The sequence below is a fragment of the Myxosarcina sp. GI1 genome (genome assembly GCF_000756305.1).
GTDB lineage: Bacteria > Cyanobacteriota > Cyanobacteriia > Cyanobacteriales > Xenococcaceae > Myxosarcina.
Map to the genome: position 1 here is coordinate 334,847 of NZ_JRFE01000014.1, position 20,892 is coordinate 355,738.

The following is a 20,892-nucleotide window of genomic DNA, read 5'->3' on the forward strand; positions in this document are numbered from 1 at the left end:
CGTATCGTAGTGGAAATATTAAAACTAATTACTTATTACAGGGATTATTAATTGGCATAGTAGAATTCGTAGAAGCCTCGGATACTAGCTCGACATTGCCGCGATCGTTAACAACCCATCCTTGTGCCTCAACAATCTTTGAGCTAGATTCATCTGTTGATGACTCGACTAATCGTTCATTTATCTTATCCGTCGTGATTTCTGTAGGTTCGTCAACCCAATCGGTAACAACTGCCGTTTCTCGCAGTGGTTCGTTAGGACTCAAAGGTAATCCTCCTCTACCTATAGCTACAAAGCGGTCAGTTTCTTCCTCTTGAGGCGTACAAGCTTGGCTGATTTGTTGAGAAGCATCAATTACATCAGCAGGTAATCGAATTAAACCCCGTGCGGGATCTAGTTCTAAAATTTCAATCGATACATCTCCCTCTAAACCAAACTGAGATGAGGCACTAGTATTAACAAAATCGCTACCAAAAAAACTAATAGTTTCAAGCTCGATATTGCCGCCATCTCCTTTAAAAGCGTTGGCAGTAATGCCATAGGTGTTGTCAGTAGGAAAAGCCAAGATAAAATCAGCATCAATATTGACGTTACCCCCGTTACCTTCTGCTTGCGCTGTTCCTGCGGTAGCCGTAATTTCTCCATCGTCAATAAACTGCACAATATCTCCATTGAGAGTAATGTTGCCTCCTTGATTACTGGTAGTTTCGGCTGTAATCGAACTATTATTTAATGTTAGTTCCTCTGCTGCAAGGGCAATACTTCCTCCTTGACCACTACCGTCGCTATTTACAGCAATAGCAGCCCCATCACTAATGGTGATAGTCTGTGGATTGATAAAGATACTGCCACTATTCCCTGTCGAATCTGCCTCTGTATTGGCAAATATTCCACTGTCTTCTCCAGCTAAACTAATGCTGTCTCGCACATTCATCGTGATGTTACCAGCATTAAAACTACCCAAGGTGGCAGTGCTGATTTTTCCATTATTAAGAGCTTCCAATGAATTACTCGTAATTGTTATGTTTCCTGCTTTACCATCCCCTAATGTATCGGCTGATATCTGCCCCCCATCTCTAATTCTCAAGCTTTCTGTATTAATTTTTAAATTACCACCATTTCCAGTTGCTTCAGAATTAACGTCTGCTCTTAAAGCACTACCAAGTTTCCCGTTTGATAAAAGACCGACTAATTCTATATTTTGAGTAATAATTTCTAAATTTCCAGCATTTCCCTGACCAAAAGTGCTAACAGCCACTTGTCCACCATCAGCTACAAATAAGCTTTCTGCGTCGATTATTAAGTTACCTGAATTGCCAGTTGCCCCATCTTCTACTTGAGCTATTAATCTACTAGGAAGTTCGCCATTGGGAGAAGTTCCGCTACCAATTACTTCGACTGATTTTGCTCTAACATTTATTTCTCCGACTTTTCCCGAACCAAAGGTGCTGGATATTACCTGCGCTCCATCAGCAATAATTAAACGATCGGTTTTAACCGATAATTTTTCTCCATTCCCACTAGCAGACAAAAAAGCATTACCAGTGTTGGTTCCTATAGTACTTGAAAATATATTATTTGGTGTTCGACCAGTTACTTCTATTGACTCCGCCTTAATTAATAATCTTCCTGCATTGCCCTTCGTAACAGTTGCAGAGGTTATCTGTCCTCCATCAGCAACGAACAAGCGATTGGTTTCTATAGTTAAATTCCCTCCAGAACCAGATTGAGGTTCTGCATTCTCACTAGCAATTTCACTAGCACTTACTAACCTACTGGGAATATCATCACTATCAGCACCAGTTACCTCTATTTCTCGCGCTGTTATTTTTAAATTTCCAGCATTCCGGTCGTTAGCCGTAGCAGTCGAAATTTGCGCTCCATCGTTAACGAGCAAGCGATCAGTTTCTATAGTTAAACTCCCCCCAGAACCGCTAGCTTCTGCTTCTGTACTGGAAAAGATGGTACTAGAAGTGTTTGCAGAGCCGCCAATAACTTCCACTTGATTCACGCTAATATTTAAGTCCCCAGCATCTCCTTCACCAAAAGTACCAGATGATATTTGTCCACCAGCAGCAAGTCGTAGACGTTCGGCTTCAATGTTGAGATTTCCAGCATTTCCCCGTCCTTCTGGATTAACTTGAGCAGCTATACTCGAATCATTTATAACTTCTACTGACTTAGCTATAACTTCTACATTGCCGCCATTGCCAGTTGCATTAGTAGCAACAAGAGATGTTAGTTGTCCTCCACTATCAACCATCAAACTGTTAGTATTGACGGTTATATTTCCAGCATTTCCCGAACTGCCCAGCACCTGACTACTAAGCAAACTTTGATTTATATAAGTAGATTCGCTAGTAAGATTGATGTTTCCAGCATTTAATTTTCCCAAAGTTCCAGTAGCCAATCTAGACAAATTGGTAATAGACAAATGATCGGCTATCAAGTTAATATCGCCTGATTTTTGTTCCAGTGCAGTATCATCAAAACTCACACTCAGTAAAAAACTATCTGTCACCGAAATCGTATTCTTACTGTTGAGGGAAATATTGCCACCATGTAAACCAAGAGCAACTATGTCAGCTTGAGGATTTATGATTATGTTTCCATCTGCTAGTAAGGTTACATCACCAGCATTACCCGAAAAGGGTCCGAAATCAGATTCAGAAAATGCGGAGACAAGAATCGAGCGATCGAGTGTAATATCACTACGGGAATCTATAGTAACCGAACCTCCTCCAAAATCATCTCTTGCGTCAATAAAACTAAGACGAATACCATTTGGCGAATCAAGAGATAAATTTGGTTGATATTGGTTGGTTATAAATACTCGACCTCCATCAGTAGAATCGAAAACAGATATTGCTCCTTCTATGTTGACATCAGCAGTCGTACCCTCGGCTTCAGGATCGGGAATATCGATCGAATTATTAATATTACTTATAATTTTCAATCGCCCAAAAGCTGTTGTTCCCGCTCTAATATCTAAAGTAGGTTCTGCGCTGCCATCAAGATCGAATATAGTTCCGCTATCTGATAGTGTTACTCGTTCCCGAATAGAATTCTCAAGCGTATCCGCAGAAGCAATATTGATATCTCCCGAAATAGTTACACTTCCTCCAGCAAAAATGTGCAAAGATGCTCCTGTGTAACTATCAAAACTGACATCACCACTAGCTCTAATTACTGGATTGTAAAGACTATGTAAATTTCCTAAACTACTGTCTGATTGTTTAATCTGAAAGTTGCCACCACTCCAAAAGTGAACATCTCCTACTACGGAATTAGTTGAAATCAAGGTCATATCTCCGCCAGAGAATAGACCACTTCTAGGATTGTTCAGGGCAAAAATATCTATACTTTCATTGCCTTGAATTAACAATTTATTACCAGCCGCAGCAATAAAAGGATTAGTTAAACTATCTCTAATTTGGATATTATCTGCTTGTAAAATTAAATCTCGACCAGTTTGAAGCTGTCCTTGTAAATCTAAATTCCCTGCTGTTAGTTCTAAATTTTGTCCTGCTGCTAAATTACCTTGATTGGTAATCGTTTTAGAGGAGTAATTTTGTCCGTACTGTAAGCCAGGTGTAAAATTAATCGTTAGTAATGGTGCTTCTTCGGGGTTGGTAGCACTAAAGTCTAGACCATTGCCAAATACTAATGAATCGGCTGTAGTTGCTAGAAATGAGCCGCTGACATTTAAACTGGCATTTGGACCGAAGATAATACCATTTGGGTTGAGCAAAAATAAATTAACATCTTGTCCGAGAGTACGAATTAAGCCATTAATAGAGGAGGCACTACCACCCGTTACTCTTGAGAAAATATTATTAATGTCATTTCCACTTTGAAAAATAGCTGCTTCGTTGCTATTAAGATTAAACTTACCAAAGCTGTGAAATAAATTATTCTTAACTGTTTGCCCTAATGATTGGGGAATATCGTAATTTGGTCCTATTATGGTTTGTGACGTTCCTAAAGTACCATCTGTGGTAATGTTTTGAGCTAAAATTTGCCCAGCAGGATAAATTAATGCGGTGCCTATAGTTAGGGTATCTACTAATAAGATTCGCCAATTTCTAACCATAGCTCACCTCCCTATTAAAACTCTTAAATAGAGTTGTGTATATTTGAATCTTACTATGGTGTGTAATCTCTAAAACCCTCATTACAAAAAGATTATGTGTCAAAATGTAAAGCGATCGCTTTGACTAATAAAGTTATTTTTCTTTTAGAATCGTAAAATCTCTGTTTGCCAAACCAAACCTTCTCCTGGTTGTAACATTACTTCCAAATAGAGTAGATCTACAGGCGCGATCGCCATATTTTTCTATTTAAAAAAAATTACTTGTTACAGGTATCAATCGACAAGACAGAATCAGTAGAAGCCTCGGATACTAGCTCGATATTACCGCGATCGTTGATAATCCATCCCTGTGCCTCAACAATTTTGGGGCTATATTCATCTACTGATGACTCGGCTAATCGTTCATTTATCTTGCCCTTCATGATTTCTGTGGGTTCATCAACCCAATCAGTAACAACTGCCGTTCCTCGCAGTGGTTCGTTAGGACTCAAAGGTAATCCTCCTCTACCTATAGCTACAAAGCGGTCAGTTTCTCCCTCTTGAGAGGTGCAAGCTTGGCTGATTTGTTGAGAAGCATCAATTACGTTAGCAGGTAGTTGAATTAATCCTTTTGCAGGATCTAGTTCGAGAGTAGTGATAGTTATCGTACCGTCTGAACCTTCGATTTCAGAACTAGCATCAATATCATTGGTATTGTTGTTTAAAACATTGCCTTCGCTGTCTATAGCATCTCCTTCGGTTAAATTAAAAACTTGCTGAGTATTAATATCAATCTTGCCTCCTTGTCCGCGATTTGCTGTAGCGATGATGTCATTACCATTACCCTGACTGGAAAAAGCGATAACAAATCTAGCATCAATGCTCAAATTACCACCATTAGCTTCTTCAAGTGCGCGAGCAGAAATAAAGCTATTATTCTGTAAAGTTAAATCTTTGGTAATCTGTAGATCGATATTACCACCTTCACCAGATATAGTCTCAGCATCAATTTTTCCTCCATCGGTTAACAAAACAGAGCCAGCATTAACAGCAATATTTCCTGCTTCTCCCGTACTTTCACCAAGAGTTACTAGGCTACTGTCAACTTGTTCGCCATTAATCTCTCCAGTACCAATAATCTCGATAGAATCTGAAGCGTTAATATTTAAAATACCACCCGCACCTCTTTGACTATCTGGATCTGGCGCGTCTTTTCCAATCAGCGAAGCAGCGCGAATCTCGCTACCGTCACGCACAACTAATTGATCGACATTAATATTGGCATTGCCACTTTCACCGACACTAAAAGTATCAGCAGAGATAACTGCGCCCTTTTCCACAATTAATTTTTTGGTAGTAAGATCTAATGTACCTCCACTACCAGTAGTAGGAGATATTGCTCCTGACTTGGCTGGAATAGATGGCTCGACTGAGACAAAAATACCACTTAGCCCTTTTCCGCGAAATTCTGCTAGTGGAGAAAATCCAGTTAATAAAATAGAGTCGGAAGCATTAATAGTTAATTTACCGCCGTTACCACTGTTTTGTGCCGTTGTACCTATCTGGGCTCCATCTCTAACTATAAGACTAGGAGTATTAACGGTTAGATCGCCACCGTTACCTGTTGCTGTAGTTTCTGCGGCTACGTCTGCACCTAATCCGCTAGGATTATCTATTTTACTTTCAGGAGTAGTATTATTTTTAGGTATCGTTCCAACTAGTTCAATAGATTCCAGAGCATTAACCAACAAATCTCCTGCATCACCCGCACCAAAGGTAGTGGTTGATATTTGTCCTCCATTTTTTATTGTGAGTTTGTTAGTATTTATGCTGATGTTGCCACCTTTACCTGTAGCATCAGTTTCAACTTGAGCTAAGAGTAAAGCATCGACATCATTATACTTTAGTTCTATATCAGTAGCTTCAATCTCTAAATTGACTCCTCTACCACTACCATAAGTAATTGTACCTATCTGCCCTCCTTGTATTTCCAATCGATTTGTTTCTACTGTTAGTTTACTTTTTTCACCTGTAGCGTCATCGAGGACGTTATTGATTATAAAAGTTGGAAAGTTATCGTTTGGAGTCTGCTCCAATTTTACAGAATTAGATGCTACGATATGTAAATTCGCAGCCTGACCACTTGTATTATCAATATTAATTTCACTACCTTCAATCAGAGTGATATTTTTGCCTTGAACTTGAATATCGCCAGTATTTTCGCCAAAACTGTTAACAAAAGCAGCACCCGATAAACTAATATCTTGAAAATTTTCGGCTTCTTCGTAGGCGAAATCAAAACCTTTAGCTACAGGTATGATATTAACGGTACTATTTCCTGCAACGCTGCCTAGTTCAATCCTTCCTTCTTCAGTAGTTAAAAAACCTCCTTCAATTAATACATCTCCACCAATTAAGGATAAAGTTTTTTCTGCTGGTACTCTTAATCCAACTAAATTATTAAGATCGAAAATAGACTTATTGGTAATAGCTTCTGGATTAGCTCCGAAATTTAATCCGATGGGTGCATTAATTGTCAATAATGGAGGAGTTTGAGGAGCGGTGGCACTATATTCAAAACCATTAGAAAAAACCAGACTGTCAGCAGTGCTACTTATAAACGAACCACCAATATTCAAGCTCGCCCCTTGCCCAAAAACAATACCTGCGGGGTTAATTAGAAATAAGTTCGCTTCACCTACAGCACCAATTACACCCTGAATATCGGATATATTACCTCCAGTAACTCTGGAAAGAATATTCGTAATCGTATCGGCATTATTAAAAGATGCTTCAATATCAGCAGGTACGGAAAACTCTTTAAAGCTATGAAACAAATTGCTACCTCTGACAGTACCTCTATTAATTTCAATTTTGCCATCTTGAAGAGGAGCTACTAAGGAACTTTCTGGAAGGGTGGTGTCGGGTAAAATTTGCGCCCAAACAGGAACAGATGTTAAACATCCCAATACTGTAATTCCCGATATAAACAAACAATATGTTTTATTTATCATGAGTAGCTCCACTATTTATTTCTTGTAAAAACTTGGTGTTGCTGAGATAAATTTTTTGATGCTTGGGAGTGATTTTCAAGTTATTCTTAACGACGTATTTCAAGCAATTAAAAATAAATTTCTTGAAAATCAGATGCGGTAAGAGAGGCGACAGAAATATTGAGAGTGGCTAAAGTTTGCGTACCGAAAACAATATTTTTATCGGCAAAAGTTAAATTGGCAAAGGTCAAACCATCAGCTAAACCAATTTTGTCTACTCCTAATTGAAAGTCTTTGACTGTATCGCTTCCTTCTTCTGCTGCTAAAACAAAGGTATCATTTCCAGCATTTCCCCGTAAGATATCGTTACCTTTTCCACCTCTTAGAAGATCGTCTCCTTTATTTCCCCATAGTCGATCGTCACCAGCACCTCCTTCTAAAAGGTCGTCTCCGTTATTTCCCCATAGTTTGTCTTTCCCAACACCTCCATACAGTTTGTCATTTCCACCGCGACCAAAAAGAATATCTTCACCATCAAAACCTTTAATAATATCGTCTTGCTTGGTACCAAAGATAACTTTATTGCTAACAGAGTTATCTTCTTCAGAGGGAACAAATTTGCTATTAGTAAGTTTTGCTTCAGTGGAAACAATTGTATCTTTATCGTCGAATTTTTGCCCACTTACGCGAATGCCATTAATTGAACCTAATAAATTTTTTTCAACTATATAATTTATATCGGTTGTGGCTTTCTCGACATCAATTGAAATACTATTATTTACTACAAGCTTTGTATTTCCACTTACATCAGTACTCGTTTCTCCTTCAATCAATAAAACAAGCTCAGTTATATCTCCTTTATCGTTGCTAAATGTATTGCCAATTTTATACTCTATTCTTGGGTTTAATTCATTATTATCTTCACCATCTAATTCATCATTCAAGGGAAATCCGCCTTCAACACCTTCGGCACCATCACTTGGTATTACTAGTTCGCCATCAAAACGAGTAAAGGGATCATTTTTTTTAACAAATCTTGCTTGTAAATCCAGAGTTAAACCAGGTTTTTTAATAACAATGTCGGTAGGACTATCATCGTCAGGGTCATCGGGTTTATTGTCAAGATTAATTTGAAATTCCTTTCCTCCAGCAGGCAAATCTTCAAATGTACCATTGAAATTTTCGATCGCTTTTTTAAAGGTCGTAATTTTTCCAATAGTAGTAGTATTAAGTGGTTTGTCATTTGACTGCAATGTAAATACTTGAAAATCGTATTCTACACTAAAATTAGTACTCCTACTTCCTGTTGACTTACCGCCTTTACCTCTTCCCATAATTTTATTTCTCCTTATTTATAAGTATTCAATAGGAGGTTTTATTCTGCTCGATCGGCGAACCGTGTATTGTAGACTTAATTATTAAAAGCTTTTTGGTTCAGTGTTTTATTATTAGACCTTGCTTAAAAAACAAGTTTCTGAGATTTTTTGTAAAATTAACCCAATCGACAAAATAATCTTATAATGCTTGATTTTTTTTGTATACTAAATTGTTACTAATGTTATTTGATTAAATGTGAATTTATGTTGCTTTTTGTAATCAGTTGGCAAACAATTATTTTGGTCGAATAATATTTTTTGATAAATCCGAACAAAAAAAGTAACTTTTCTTATTTTTTATTTATTAAATTTTTAAAATATCGGAAAAATTTTGATTCACTTTAATTTTTCTTAATATTAAAAACGTATAGTTTCTTGTCGATAGTTATTTGCTTCTGGCTCAGTTTCCCACACCAAACCTTCGCCTGGTTCTAACATTACTTCTAAATAAAGTAAGTCCACGGGCGCGATCGCAATATCTTCATTATTTTCAAAAGGTTGCAAAGCTTCTGTTAGCAAGCGCAGTTTAAAACCTACAGGAATTTGTTGTTCTGAAACCGTACTTTGTAATTCAAATCGCCAAACTAAGTTATTTTCTTTAGTAGTGGGAAAAATTATTAATTCATAAGAATTACCTGCAATAGTTAATTGTCGGGATACACCCGTAACCGTCTCTATACTTCGCATTCCTACAGGTGCGATAGTTAATTCTTTTCTCGACCAGCCCCACTGTTGCGCCAAGTTATCAACTCCTGTTTGCAACCATTGAGGAATTGACCAGCTTATAGATATGCCTTGACGCAGTTGAAATAAACTTTTACGCCAGTTATCTCGCGCCAGTAATGCACCCCATAGTGAAAAAGGTATAGCCAAACGAGGAAATTTGAGTTCGGGATTACCCAATCTTTCTAGCAGGTTTTCTGCCTGGATGGATGAAACAGCAGATAATGACTCGACTTCAGCCCGTAATATGCCTACAGAACTAGTTTGATGTGTTACCCAGAGTACATTAAGGTCTTGAATTAAATCGTCACTTTCTAAACTGTAAGTGCGATCGCGCCAATCGTAAAGTCCTTGAGTTTTTAACTGGTAATGAGTTGTATAACCATAAATTTCAATACAATCATCATCGGGCTGTACTCGCACTGCTACATAATAATCAGCAATCCATTCGGGAATATCTAGCCATTCTTGAGGTACGCGCAATTCATAATTATCGATCGCCAAAGTAGGGATTAATATTAAACGATAGTTCTCAAAAGTAATTGCCGTACCATTTACCACTTCCCAAAAACTCGGTAGGGTATCGATGCTGTAAGCTAGTCGGGCATCGGAGGCAATTTCTTCTCGAAACCAGGGTAAAAATGCTTGCAAGCAAAGTTGATTGAGCCAAGCACGGCGATCGCCACCAGCGGTAGAATAAGCGTGTTCGGTAATTTCTATGGCATCAGGATTTTCTAAGTAAAGATGTTCTGAATAGATTGTATGAGTAGGATAGTCAAACATAGGTATTTTCGGTTAATAAAGCGATCGGAATTTAAGTTAGGGGCAAGATAGGCTTTTCCTACTATGTCTGTAAAACAATTATTCGACCTGATTTTGGTGGTAATGATATCTGAGCCATTCCTCCAAGCTTGAATTAACTTTTTCTATTACGTCCGATCCAAGAGAAATATGCAAAGTTTGCTGACTCCATTTAGTTAAAGTTATTAACAATGATTTTTTAATACTGCTGAGACGGCGAGAAACTTGATACTGCTTGAGATTTAGCTGCTTAGCAACTTCAGTTTGTGTAAGCTGTTTACCATAGTAAACCTGTAATAATTGTCGTGCTTCTGGTTTTAAAGCAGCGATCGCATCATTTAATGCTCGATTTAACCGTGTTTGATAGTTTTGTGAACTTGCCGTTTCTTCTCGCTCGATCGCTTGAGTAAGTAGAGAAATCGATTTATCGTCAGGCATCATATCTAATAAGCTTGTATTGCCTTCATCTTTTATCGGAGTATCTGCCGAGACAATTTGGGGATAAAGTAAATTACGGGCAGCTCTAGCGCAAGCTAACAACCACTTTTCTAGAGTTTGTGAATTTATTGCTGAAGTATTTTTGCCCAAACGGCTCAAATGTTCTGAATTATAAAGTTCTGCAATCGCTTTTGCCGTATCAGCGTCTGGTTTGATAAGCTTTCGAGTTCTTTGACGATCGACAGAATGAAATTCGCAGTAGCATTCCCAAGCCAATAGATAACATTCAATAGTTTGACTATCAAAACCCATGTATTGCAATGATTTTATCAGTCGCTTACGGCTTAGTTTGTGTAATAAAGACCAATCAGAACATATATCTGCTTCTTTTCGCACTCTCAACAGATCTTTAATAACGTGCTTAAAGGATAATTCGGCGTAGCTTTTTAAATAGGGACTGTATTGAGGATTAAAGTTTTTCAGAATTTTAGGTATATGTGCGATCGCAATCTGAAAATAGTCTGCTAGAGAAGAATGACCAGAAACATTAAGCGTAAATTTTTTTACTGCCCAGTAGCAATCTTCTTGTAAATAAGCAGCAATATGAGAAGCAGCTAGATAGTTTAGATTTGGTTGAGTTTGCCAGACTTTATGCCAGTATAATGCCCAAAAATTTTTAGACTGGCGATCGGGTATCTGTTGCAAACTAGTTGTCATACTCCGCCGCAATTTAGGATCTCTTATCCAGCCACCAAATCGATCTACTTCAAATTTGATAAAGGTAGAAAAAATTTCCACTGTATCTTCTCGGCGTTGCATGGAATAATCGCTGCTTTTGAGATGTATGTAATTTCAATTATAAATCTATGCCTTACTAGATAAACCTGCGATCGATATCTGTAACAAAACAAAATTGCCTGCTTATGCTGCATAAAAACTTTAAGCCGTCGTAAAAGGTGGAATCAAAACTCATAGTTAACAAGTAAATAGGAGACAAAACCATGTCTAATATTGACAAAATTACGGCAAACGAAGAATTATTTACCGAATTAACACCAAAAGAAGGAGCAATGATTGAGGGAGGACAGTTTACTATTCTAATTAGAGATGTTGGTCCAGCTAGGGCAGCGGCACCATTAGCATTTAAAGCTAGTCAGATTCAAGCTCAACCCAACCCGACAGTTCTTCAAATAACAAATGGCACGGGCTACAATTTGAATTTTGGTTTGGACTTTGATGCACCTAACGCTGGCTCAAATCTTTCCATTGCTCCAAATGCGGTTCAAAATTTTCTAGGTCAAAACCCGAAAGCTATAGTAAAACACGATCTGAGTCTCTTGTTACCAGGATCGCAAGAAATTGCTACGGAGTTGAATCCAGGAAGAAGATATGAATTTTACGAAGTCTAATAAGATTAGTTGTCTGACATTATGAAAAATACATACTTAGTCAGTCCTAAGCTTAAAAAAAGCGAATAAAAGCCATATCTATTAAAGTAAACTATTCCCCGGCTGATGCTAGAGGAGGAATAGTTTATTTTGTCTCGGACGGGCTTTATTCAAAAACTTCTCTCCTAACTCTGCATAAAAACTCGAAATTGTCGTAGAGAAAAATATCAGATTAAAACAATAAAAATTTGCATCTACGAATTATTTATTTTTAGCTAACGTGCAATTTCATCTCAATAGATATACAGGGTTGAATTGCCACTAAGGAGGGAAACCATGAATACTCAATGGGAAAAAATAATTTTTAAAATCTTATGTTGGTTATTCGTAGAAGCTGTTTTTAATTTAATTGGAATTGACGATTTAATTGATTATGGTGAATTCACGCTGATACCTAAAGTAATGCTGCAAGTAAATGCTACAGAACTCGCTCTCCACCAATGTTAAATAACTACAAACTACAGAGCGTACATAAACCAATTCGCTGTAAATTTTAGTTAGGCGCGATCGCAGTTTGAGGAAAGGCTCGGTGAACAAGTTAGTTGTTTTAAAATTAGGAGAAGAAACCTTAAAAACTGGTTTTCCCGTAACTCTGCAAATTGGAGAAGAATATACTCGCCCTAGCGTTGAAATTACAGGTAATTTACCTGCCTATCCAGAAATTATCTATCATTACCGTTATTGGCAAACTATTTACCGTAATCTAAAGTTGGCATCTCGCCCCATTGGTTTACCCAAACAAACTCTTGCCGCCAATACCATAGAAGAATGTCAGCAAGCCGCAAATATTTTTAACACACATTTCAACAATTGGCTGGCAGCAGATTCTTTTCGTCCCATTCGTGAGAAATTTTTAGAAAAGCTCTCTCCAGAAGATAGCATTCGCATCCTATTACAAACTGAAGATTTTCAAATACAACAACTACCCTGGCAGCTTTGGGATTTATTAGAACAATATCCCAAAGCAGAAATAGCTTTAAGTTCTTCTGTATACGAACAGGCGGATAGAAAAGCATACATTGGCGAAAAAATCAAGATATTAGCTATTTTGGGTAATAGTCAGGGAATTGATACCAAAACTGACAGAGCCATTCTCGAACGTTTACCTAATGTTGATATTACTTTTTTAGTAGAACCAGAACGTCAAGAAATTAATGACCGATTTTGGGAACAGCATTGGCAGATTTTATTCTTTGCAGGACATAGTTCTACTCAAGAACTAAAGAATGCTGGCAAAATTTATATCAATCAAACTGAGAGTCTAACTATAACTCAATTAAAGTATGCCCTAAAAAAAGCAGTTGCAAGAGGTTTACAATTAGCTATTTTTAACTCTTGTGATGGCTTAGGATTAGCACGGGAGTTTGCACCCCTACAAATTCCTCAAATTATTGTCATGCGAGAACCAGTTCCTGACAAGGTAGCACATCAGTTTTCCAAATATTTTTTACAGGCATACTCTCAGGGAACTTCTTGTTATTTAGCCGTGCGAGAAGCAAGAGAGCGATTACAGGGTGTAGAGAGTCAATATCCTTGTGCTAGTTGGTTGCCTGTTATCTGTCAAAATCCTGCGGAAGTACCTTTAATTTGGCAAGAACTGTATAATAGCAAACCTATACTCAATTCAACTCAAGTTTTAGTCAAATTTACTCCCAATAAAAAGAAAATAAACTTATTTAGTTTTTCAGCAATCCTAATAGTAAGCACCCTGATGTTTGGGTTAGTAATGGGGACAAGATATTTTGGTTTCTTGCAATCTCTAGAATTAAAAGCGTTCGATCGCTTATTGCAATTACGTCCTTCGGAAAAACCCGATCCGCGCCTTTTAATTGTAGCCATAACAGAAGAAGATGTACGAAACCAACAATCGGAAAAACCGCGAGGTTCTCTATCAGATAAATCTCTTGCTCGGCTGTTAACACAATTAGAACAAGCTCGACCAGCAGTGATTGGGTTAGACATCTATCGGGATTATCCAGTGGATGAAGAAGATTCCGAACTAGACAAATTATTGAAAAACAGCAGTTCCCTAGTAAGTGTCTGTAAAGTTAGCAATCCTCGCGCGGGTATATCGGGTGTTGCTCCACCTCCAGAAGTTTCCAAAAATAATCTAGGTTTTAGTAATATTCTTCTAGATTCAGATAATGTGGTGCGTCGTCATTATTTAGCTTTAACTCCTCTTGCTTCTGTTTGTAATACTTCTTACTCTTTAAGTGTTCAACTTGCTTTACGCTATCTCTACAACCAAGGCATCGAACTTAAATTTACCTCTGAAGGCGCATGGCAACTAGGAAAACTAACCTTTAAACCCCTGGAATCACATACTGGAGGATATCAAGGAATTGATGCTTTAGGTCATCAAATCTTACTCAATTATCGAGCTTCACCTTCCCTAGAAGCGATCGCTCCACAAATATCTTTGGGTGATTTTTTGGCGGGAAAACTAAACGATTCGGCAATTAAAGACCGCATAGTTCTAATTGGTACGACAGCAGAGAGCTTTCGCGATTATTCTTTAACTCCCTACACTGACAATGGAAAACCCAAAATCATTCCAGGAGTAGTATTGCAAGCTCAAATGGTTAGCCAACTTATTAATGCTGCTATGGATAGAAGACCTTTATTACAAACTTGGTCGATCTGGTATGAAATCTTTTGGATATGGAGTTGGTCTTTAATTGGTAGTTTATTAGCTTGGTATTTGCGGCAGCCTAATTATTTAATAATAGGTGTTGGAGGAGTATTACTGATTTTATCTGGTGCTAGTCTGATTTTATTAATTATATTTGCTTTATGGATTCCTTTAGTTCCTGCATTTTTAGCTGTGAGCGGTAGTGCTATATGTACGGCAGTCTTTCTAGCAAATAGCAAAAACCCTAAGTTAAGTTAAGTTATAGTGAGCTTTTTATTTAAACTAAATTATTTAAAATAAAGAAAAGAGCTATTTTGTTTACTATCGATAATAATTAATACAAAGTTTTAAAAGTTTTTGATAGCTCAATTTTATGATGATTACCAACAACTATTGGCGGACTTTTAAACTAATTACCACCTTAGTTATCATAACTATCGTGGCTGGGATTGCTCGCTCTTCAAAACTATTGGCAGAGTCAGTTATTGTTAGTAGCAAATCAATCGAATTTGTTCCCCCACCTCCACCACCAGACCGTAGTGCAGCAGGCGATCGCGGTGAAGCTGCAAGTCGCGGATGTATTAATAGCGAGCAACCTTTAACAGCATTAGTTCCAAGTTATCAACAAACAATTCATTTAAATAAAGAAGAAACTATTCCAGTCACTAAAGTTTGGGGGTTAACAACCTCTGAATATCCTACTTTTTGGTTTTTAATTCCTTTCAAGCACAGGGAGATTTCGTCAATGGAGTTCGTTCTCAAAGATGAGTCTCAACAACCTAGTAAAACAATATACCGTAATTTATTAACCATACCCGAAACTCCTGGTATTATCAGCATTGCTACCAAACATCACGCTCCATCTTTAAAAATCAGCCAAACTAACCAACCAAAAATGTATCATTGGTTTCTAAAAGTACGAGTCAAATGTAACCCGCAACAGCCAGCAAAATTACATTTTGTTGAAGGATGGATCGAGCGGACTAATTTAAATTGGGAATTTGGCGATCGCTTAGAGCAGCTAACTGCTATAGAAAAGGCTGCATTTTACGCTAAAAAAGGAATATGGCACGATGCAGTGACTAACTTGGCAGAACTTAGCCTGGCTAATCCTGGCAGCGATCGCCAAAATTATGCGGCTGAATGGAAAAGCCTGTTGCAATCTGTAGATTTGGAGATTTTAGCCAACTATCCACTGCTCGACTGTTGTAAATTTCTTGAGTAAATGGCTCTACTCAACTCTTTAATGTTAGGTAACTTAAAGAGCAATTCATAACTAAGTTCGATAAAAATTGTGATAATAGTAAAATCTGGCAAAAAAAATACCCCCCATCACTGGAGAGCATTGTTTAGTCATTTATCTTTTGAGCTTTTTCCTCGTCGCTTACAGGAACTGTAATAAGCTCTGCTTGCTCGGCATTTGCGGTTTTCTCTTTATAAACTGCGAGCGCAATTACACCGATTAAAAGTGTATCTATTAAAAGCATGGGTTGGATTATCCTCGTCTAAGATTGGCTAAAAATTGACATTAAATGCTTATCTAAGCAAAAAGCGTTCCCATTTAACAAGATGAGAACGCCTTTTTTAAAACTCGATGAACGAGTTAGTTAAACTTTTTGATTAGCCGTTAATGCTAGGAGCAGAGAGTGCTACAGGAGTAGCATCGGCACTGGCAAGGTCTAAGGGGAAGTTGTGTGCATTACGCTCGTGCATTACCTCAAAACCAAGGTTGGCTCTGTTGAGTACGTCTGCCCAAGTGTTTACAACTCTTCCTTGAGAATCCATTACCGACTGGTTGAAGTTGAAACCGTTCAAGTTGAACGCCATCGTACTGATTCCCATTGCGGTGAACCAAATACCGATTACAGGCCACGCTCCTAAGAAGAAGTGTAGGCTGCGGCTATTGTTGAAAGACGCATATTGGAAAATCAAGCGACCAAAATAACCGTGTGCGGCTACGATGTTGTAGGTTTCTTCTTCTTGTCCGAATTTGTAACCGTAGTTCTGTGACTCGGTTTCGGTTGTTTCTCTTACCAAAGAAGAGGTTACCAAACTACCGTGCATGGCAGAGAATAATGCTCCACCGAATACGCCTGCTACACCTAACATGTGGAAGGGGTGCATCAGAATGTTGTGTTCGGCTTGGAACACGAACATGAAGTTAAACGTACCAGAAATACCTAATGGCATTCCGTCAGAAAAGCTTCCTTGTCCTAAAGGATAGATTAGGAATACTGCTGTGGCAGCCGATACTGGTGCAGAATATGCTACGCAGATCCAAGGACGCATTCCTAGTCTGTAGGATAGTTCCCACTGACGTCCTAAGTAGGAGAAGACTCCGATTAGGAAGTGGAAGACGATTAGCTGATAAGGTCCGCCGTTGTACAGCCACTCATCTAATGAGGCTGCTTCCCAGATGGGATAGAAGTGTAGTCCAATTGCGTTTGAGCTTGGTACTACTGCTCCCGATACGATATTGTTACCGTACAGTAATGAACCTGCTACTGGTTCTCTAATGCCGTCGATGTCTACAGGCGGTGCTGCGACGAAGGCGATTAGGAAACAGGTGGTTGCTGCTAGGAGGGTGGGAATCATCAAGACACCGAACCAACCGATGTAAATGCGGTTGTTGGTGCTGGTTACCCACTGACAAAAGTTCTCCCAAGCACTGCGATTTTCGCGAGTTCTTAGTGTAGTTGTCATATTGTGTGAATTATTGCGTTATGTATTAAATTTTCAAGGTTCTGTAGATGGGAAACGAGATAAAAATAATTTGTTTGACCTCATCCACATTTACATACTAACTAACTTTTCAGTCTTTGTCAAGTTTTGTAACGAATATTAGACCCTAATCTATCAATGGTTGTAGTTACTTGGTGTTTGTAAATTCGACCGAAGATCTAACTAGTTGACATTAATAAACAAGAATGCCACTCCTCCTAAAGAAATGAAAACTCCCAAAACGGAACGCCAACTAATTTTTTCACCCATAAAAGCTACTATTGGTAGAACAAACAAAGGACTTGTAGCTAATAAAGTTTGAGCAATACCTGTAGGTGCATATTTTAATGACGTTTGCTGTAACCAAATGCCTAAATAGGTACCGCTAAAAGCTGCGATCGCTACTGCACTCCAATTGGTTATGCTTAAATTGCTTTTAATTAATAGCGATCTAGTCAAACCAGTTTGTCGGCGGTTGGTAACTAACCAAAGCAGCCAAACGATTGCAGTACCTGCCAGCAAACGTACCAATGCACTAGTTAGAGGACTGATATCGGACTGTAACAACGCAAAACGAGAGATTACTGCACCAAAGGCTTGAGCGACTGCCGCTAAAATTGCATAAATAATTCCTGCTTTCATCTTTATACTTTTCTTCGTGGCAATCGGAGTGCGTTCGCTAATTACCCAAACGATACCGCCAAGAGTGAGTATAATTCCACACCAAGCACTAGATGATAACTGTTCGCTCATAAAAATTAAGGCAAGCAGCGCGCCTATAGGGGGAGACAATGTTTCTAACAATAAGGTGCGTCTCGCGCCCAAAATATTTAAAGCCGCAAAATAGGCAGTATCGCCTAAGCCAATTCCGATCGCGCCGCTAACCGATAGCATGAGCAAAGGATATAAAGCTATATTGTCAAACGTCGCTTTCTGCCCTATCAGAGTTATTACTAATAGTGCGATCGCAATAATACCTTTATAGACATTAAGCTGTAATGGTGAAATTTTTAATCCCAGGCGACTGTAAATTATGGAAGCAGCTGCCCACAAAAAAGCAGCACTCAATGCTGCTATTTCTCCAATAAATTCCTGAAAATAACCGATATTTATAGACAAAACTTTAATTTAATTTTTGATATAGCGGTTCTTGAATAGGTGAGGTACTAATTTAAACTTAGAACAAATTGCCTTTTGCACGGATGGCTAGAAGTTTTGAGGTTCCCTCAAAACTCGCATCCTCCTCTTGCCTGACAGAATCGAAATGTACCTAATATGACTAAGGATTGCTATAAATACTGCTAACTAATATTCTCGTATGCAGTCATAAAGGAAGCTTAATAGTAAAAGTAGTTCCTTTATCTACTTCTGATTCTACTTCAATAGTTCCTTCGTGAGTATTTATTATTTGCTCGCACAAATATAAACCCAAGCCTTTACCAGAGCGACGATGATTGCCTTGTTGAAAACGTTGGAAAATGGCTTTTTGCTCTGACTTGGGAATACCAATGCCCGTATCTTCTATTTTGATAACAACGTTTTTGTCTGTAGTTTGCAGGGCAATAGCAACATAACCTCTGTCGGTAAACTTAATTGCGTTACCAATCAAATTAGACAAAACACGTCTTAATTCTAGACGGTCGCCTTTAATACTAGTATTAGGTAATATCTCTAATTTTATTTCTAAATTTTTTTCTGCTGCTAGAGGCTTAAGTTCTACTACTACTTCTTCTACTAACTCCGATAAATCGAATTCGATAAAGCTGAGAATTTTTCTACCTACTTCGTAATGATATACTTCTAATAATGTATTTAACATTTTTAGCAAATTTTCATTACTGTTATTAATATTTGCAATAGCTTCTTTCATCTCATTAGTAATAGTACCAAAAACTTCTTGCTGCATCAGACTAAGCATTCTGTTGGCTGCAACCAACGGTGTACGCAGGTCGTGTGTCAAACAAGAAACAAAATTTTCACGCTGATCGATGGTTTGTTTGAGACGCAGTAGCGAACGGACTCTTGCCTGTAATTCATCAATTTGAATTGGTTTGCGAATAAATTCATCTGCTCCAGCATCTAATCCTTGAATAACGCTAGTCTCTTGATAGGCACTAATCAACAAAATAGGAATAAAAGGTAAGTTGCGGTCTTGACGAATTTGCTTTGTTACTTCATAACCGTCAATTCCTGGCATCATTACATCGAGTAAAATTAAATCGGGAGGAGATTGCTTAATTGTCTCTAGAGCTTTTAAGCCATTGTCAACCAGGCAAACTTCGTATCCTTCTTGTTCTAAAGCTAATTTAAATAAAAATAAATTATCGGGGGTATCATCGACAGCAAGAATCCGATCTTTTTTTAAAGCTACAGCAGAAGACATATAAAAAAGTTTTATAAAAGATTATTATCAATCAATTCTAAAATACTGTCTGCTGTCAAACATAAGCCTTACGAGGGATTTTGACACAAAAAACCGAACCAACTCCCACTTCGCTTTCGAGAGTTATCGTACCCTGTAGCATTTTGGTTAATGAGTCGGTAATTGCTAATCCCAAACCAGTTCCAGTATGAGCGCGAGAGATAGATTGATCTGCTTGGCGAAAAGCTTCAAAAATACGTTTAAAATTATCTTTTTCAATACCTATACCCGTATCTTCCACCGCTATAGCTATTTTGTTCTCACTTTCAAACTCCCATACTTTGACCCGTACACCACCTTGATTGGTAAATTTAATGGCATTAGATAACAAGTTAATGAGAATTCTTTTTAAACAACTATAGTCTTGAAACACTGTAGGGTTATTTAAATTAATATCTGTTTTTAGCTCGATCTTCTTTTGCACTGCCAACGAACGTAGTTCTTCGACGGTCAGACAAACTAATTTATCTAGATCGAATTCGCGAAAGTTTAGTTCGAATTTACCTGCCTCGATTTTAGAAAAATCCAACAGTTCATTGATCATTTCTAATAAGTTTTGGCTATTATTAAAAATTCGACCAACTATATTTAGCTGTTGTTCGCTTAAAGGATCGGGATACTGACGTAGTAACAGTTGAGAAAAACCCATAATGGCATTCATCGGGGTTCTCAATTCGTGAGACATGGTTGCCAAAAACTCGGATTTAAGGCGAGAAGCTTCCTGTAGCTGAATGTTTTGTAGTTGGATTTGCTGCTGCTGTAGTTTCAGTTCTCGATTTTTTTGCATTAATAGCTCGTTTGTGGCTCTCAAGCGTTGATTTGCTAGTTTTGCGGCTTTCTCAGCGCGGTTAATTCGGATAGCACTACTAATAGTTTGAATCAAGCTTTGGGGAGAAACCCGAGATTTTGATAGATAATCGGCGGCTCCAGCTTTCATTATTTCGACAGCAATTTCTTCATCTCCTTGTCCTGTAAGTACTATCAAAGGTATTGATAGATTCAATTCGTTTATTTGTTCGATCAGGTTTAGTCCATTGCTATCTGGCAAATAATAATCGAGCAAGATGACATCAAAATTTTGATTGTTTGGGGTTGAAAATAGTTTTTCTAAAGCCGCAGCACTATTTTCGGCTTCGCATAAAGTTATGTTTAAACTACCTTTTTGTAAAGCCCGTCGTACCGCCATACGGTCTACTTCATCATCATCTACTATTAATATCTTGATATTTTCATCCATTAACTACAGTGGAGCGTTTGTTTGATTGA

14 protein-coding genes are annotated in these 20,892 nt (G+C 38.0%); 4 read left to right on the forward strand and 10 right to left on the reverse strand.

Annotated features, from left to right (window positions below; translation table 11 throughout):
- Positions 1-28 precede the first annotated feature (28 nt).
- The 5 genes from KV40_RS08420 to KV40_RS08440 all read right to left on the reverse strand — a co-directional run bounded on the left by KV40_RS08420 (position 29) and on the right by KV40_RS08440 (position 11,222).
- Positions 29-4,093: a filamentous hemagglutinin N-terminal domain-containing protein gene (locus KV40_RS08420; protein WP_036479880.1), complete on the reverse strand. Its 4,065-nt coding sequence runs from the start codon at positions 4,091-4,093 to the stop codon at positions 29-31.
- Positions 4,094-4,350: 257 nt separating this feature from the next.
- Positions 4,351-7,086, reverse strand: coding sequence for an S-layer family protein (locus tag KV40_RS08425; RefSeq protein ID WP_052055476.1), 2,736 nt, complete (start codon positions 7,084-7,086; stop codon positions 4,351-4,353).
- Between the two features lie 107 nt (positions 7,087-7,193).
- Positions 7,194-8,399, reverse strand: a complete 1,206-nt coding sequence (locus KV40_RS36940) for a hypothetical protein (protein WP_052055477.1) — start codon at positions 8,397-8,399, stop codon at positions 7,194-7,196.
- A gap of 399 nt (positions 8,400-8,798) precedes the next feature.
- Positions 8,799-9,947 (reverse strand): DUF1822 family protein, encoded by a 1,149-nt coding sequence (locus KV40_RS08435; RefSeq protein ID WP_036479882.1) that lies wholly within the window; start codon positions 9,945-9,947, stop codon positions 8,799-8,801.
- Between the two features lie 78 nt (positions 9,948-10,025).
- A complete protein-coding gene (locus KV40_RS08440; protein ID WP_036479885.1) occupies positions 10,026-11,222 on the reverse strand; it encodes a sigma-70 family RNA polymerase sigma factor in 1,197 nt (398 codons plus the stop codon).
- Positions 11,223-11,404: 182 nt separating this feature from the next.
- Here KV40_RS08440 and KV40_RS08445 point away from each other — a divergent pair, with 182 nt between their 5' ends.
- The 4 genes from KV40_RS08445 to KV40_RS08455 all read left to right on the forward strand — a co-directional run bounded on the left by KV40_RS08445 (position 11,405) and on the right by KV40_RS08455 (position 15,708).
- A complete protein-coding gene (locus KV40_RS08445) occupies positions 11,405-11,812 on the forward strand; it encodes a hypothetical protein (protein WP_036479887.1) in 408 nt (135 codons plus the stop codon).
- Positions 11,813-12,127: 315 nt separating this feature from the next.
- Positions 12,128-12,298, forward strand: a complete 171-nt coding sequence (locus KV40_RS35675) for a hypothetical protein (protein WP_172657252.1) — start codon at positions 12,128-12,130, stop codon at positions 12,296-12,298.
- Positions 12,299-12,380: 82 nt separating this feature from the next.
- Entirely contained in the window at positions 12,381-14,741 is a 2,361-nt protein-coding gene (locus tag KV40_RS08450) for a CHASE2 domain-containing protein (protein WP_036479888.1), read from the forward strand.
- Between the two features lie 115 nt (positions 14,742-14,856).
- Entirely contained in the window at positions 14,857-15,708 is an 852-nt protein-coding gene (locus tag KV40_RS08455) for a DUF928 domain-containing protein (RefSeq protein ID WP_156113992.1), read from the forward strand.
- Positions 15,709-15,832: 124 nt separating this feature from the next.
- Here KV40_RS08455 and KV40_RS34810 read toward each other — a convergent pair whose 3' ends face one another.
- The 5 genes from KV40_RS34810 to KV40_RS08475 form a co-directional block, all read right to left on the reverse strand.
- Complete coding sequence (locus KV40_RS34810) at positions 15,833-15,970, reverse strand: hypothetical protein (RefSeq protein ID WP_156113993.1); 138 nt, start codon at positions 15,968-15,970, stop codon at positions 15,833-15,835.
- 133 nt (positions 15,971-16,103) lie between these two features.
- Complete coding sequence (psbA, locus tag KV40_RS08460; RefSeq protein WP_036479890.1) at positions 16,104-17,186, reverse strand: photosystem II q(b) protein; 1,083 nt, start codon at positions 17,184-17,186, stop codon at positions 16,104-16,106.
- 201 nt (positions 17,187-17,387) lie between these two features.
- Positions 17,388-18,323 carry a DMT family transporter gene (locus KV40_RS08465; RefSeq protein ID WP_253274197.1) on the reverse strand — a complete coding sequence of 312 codons (936 nt, stop codon included), beginning with the start codon at positions 18,321-18,323 and terminating at the stop codon, positions 17,388-17,390.
- Positions 18,324-18,528: 205 nt separating this feature from the next.
- Entirely contained in the window at positions 18,529-19,587 is a 1,059-nt protein-coding gene (locus KV40_RS08470; RefSeq protein WP_036479892.1) for a hybrid sensor histidine kinase/response regulator, read from the reverse strand.
- Between the two features lie 55 nt (positions 19,588-19,642).
- A complete protein-coding gene (locus tag KV40_RS08475) occupies positions 19,643-20,863 on the reverse strand; it encodes a hybrid sensor histidine kinase/response regulator (RefSeq protein ID WP_036479894.1) in 1,221 nt (406 codons plus the stop codon).
- Positions 20,864-20,892: the final 29 nt, after the last annotated feature.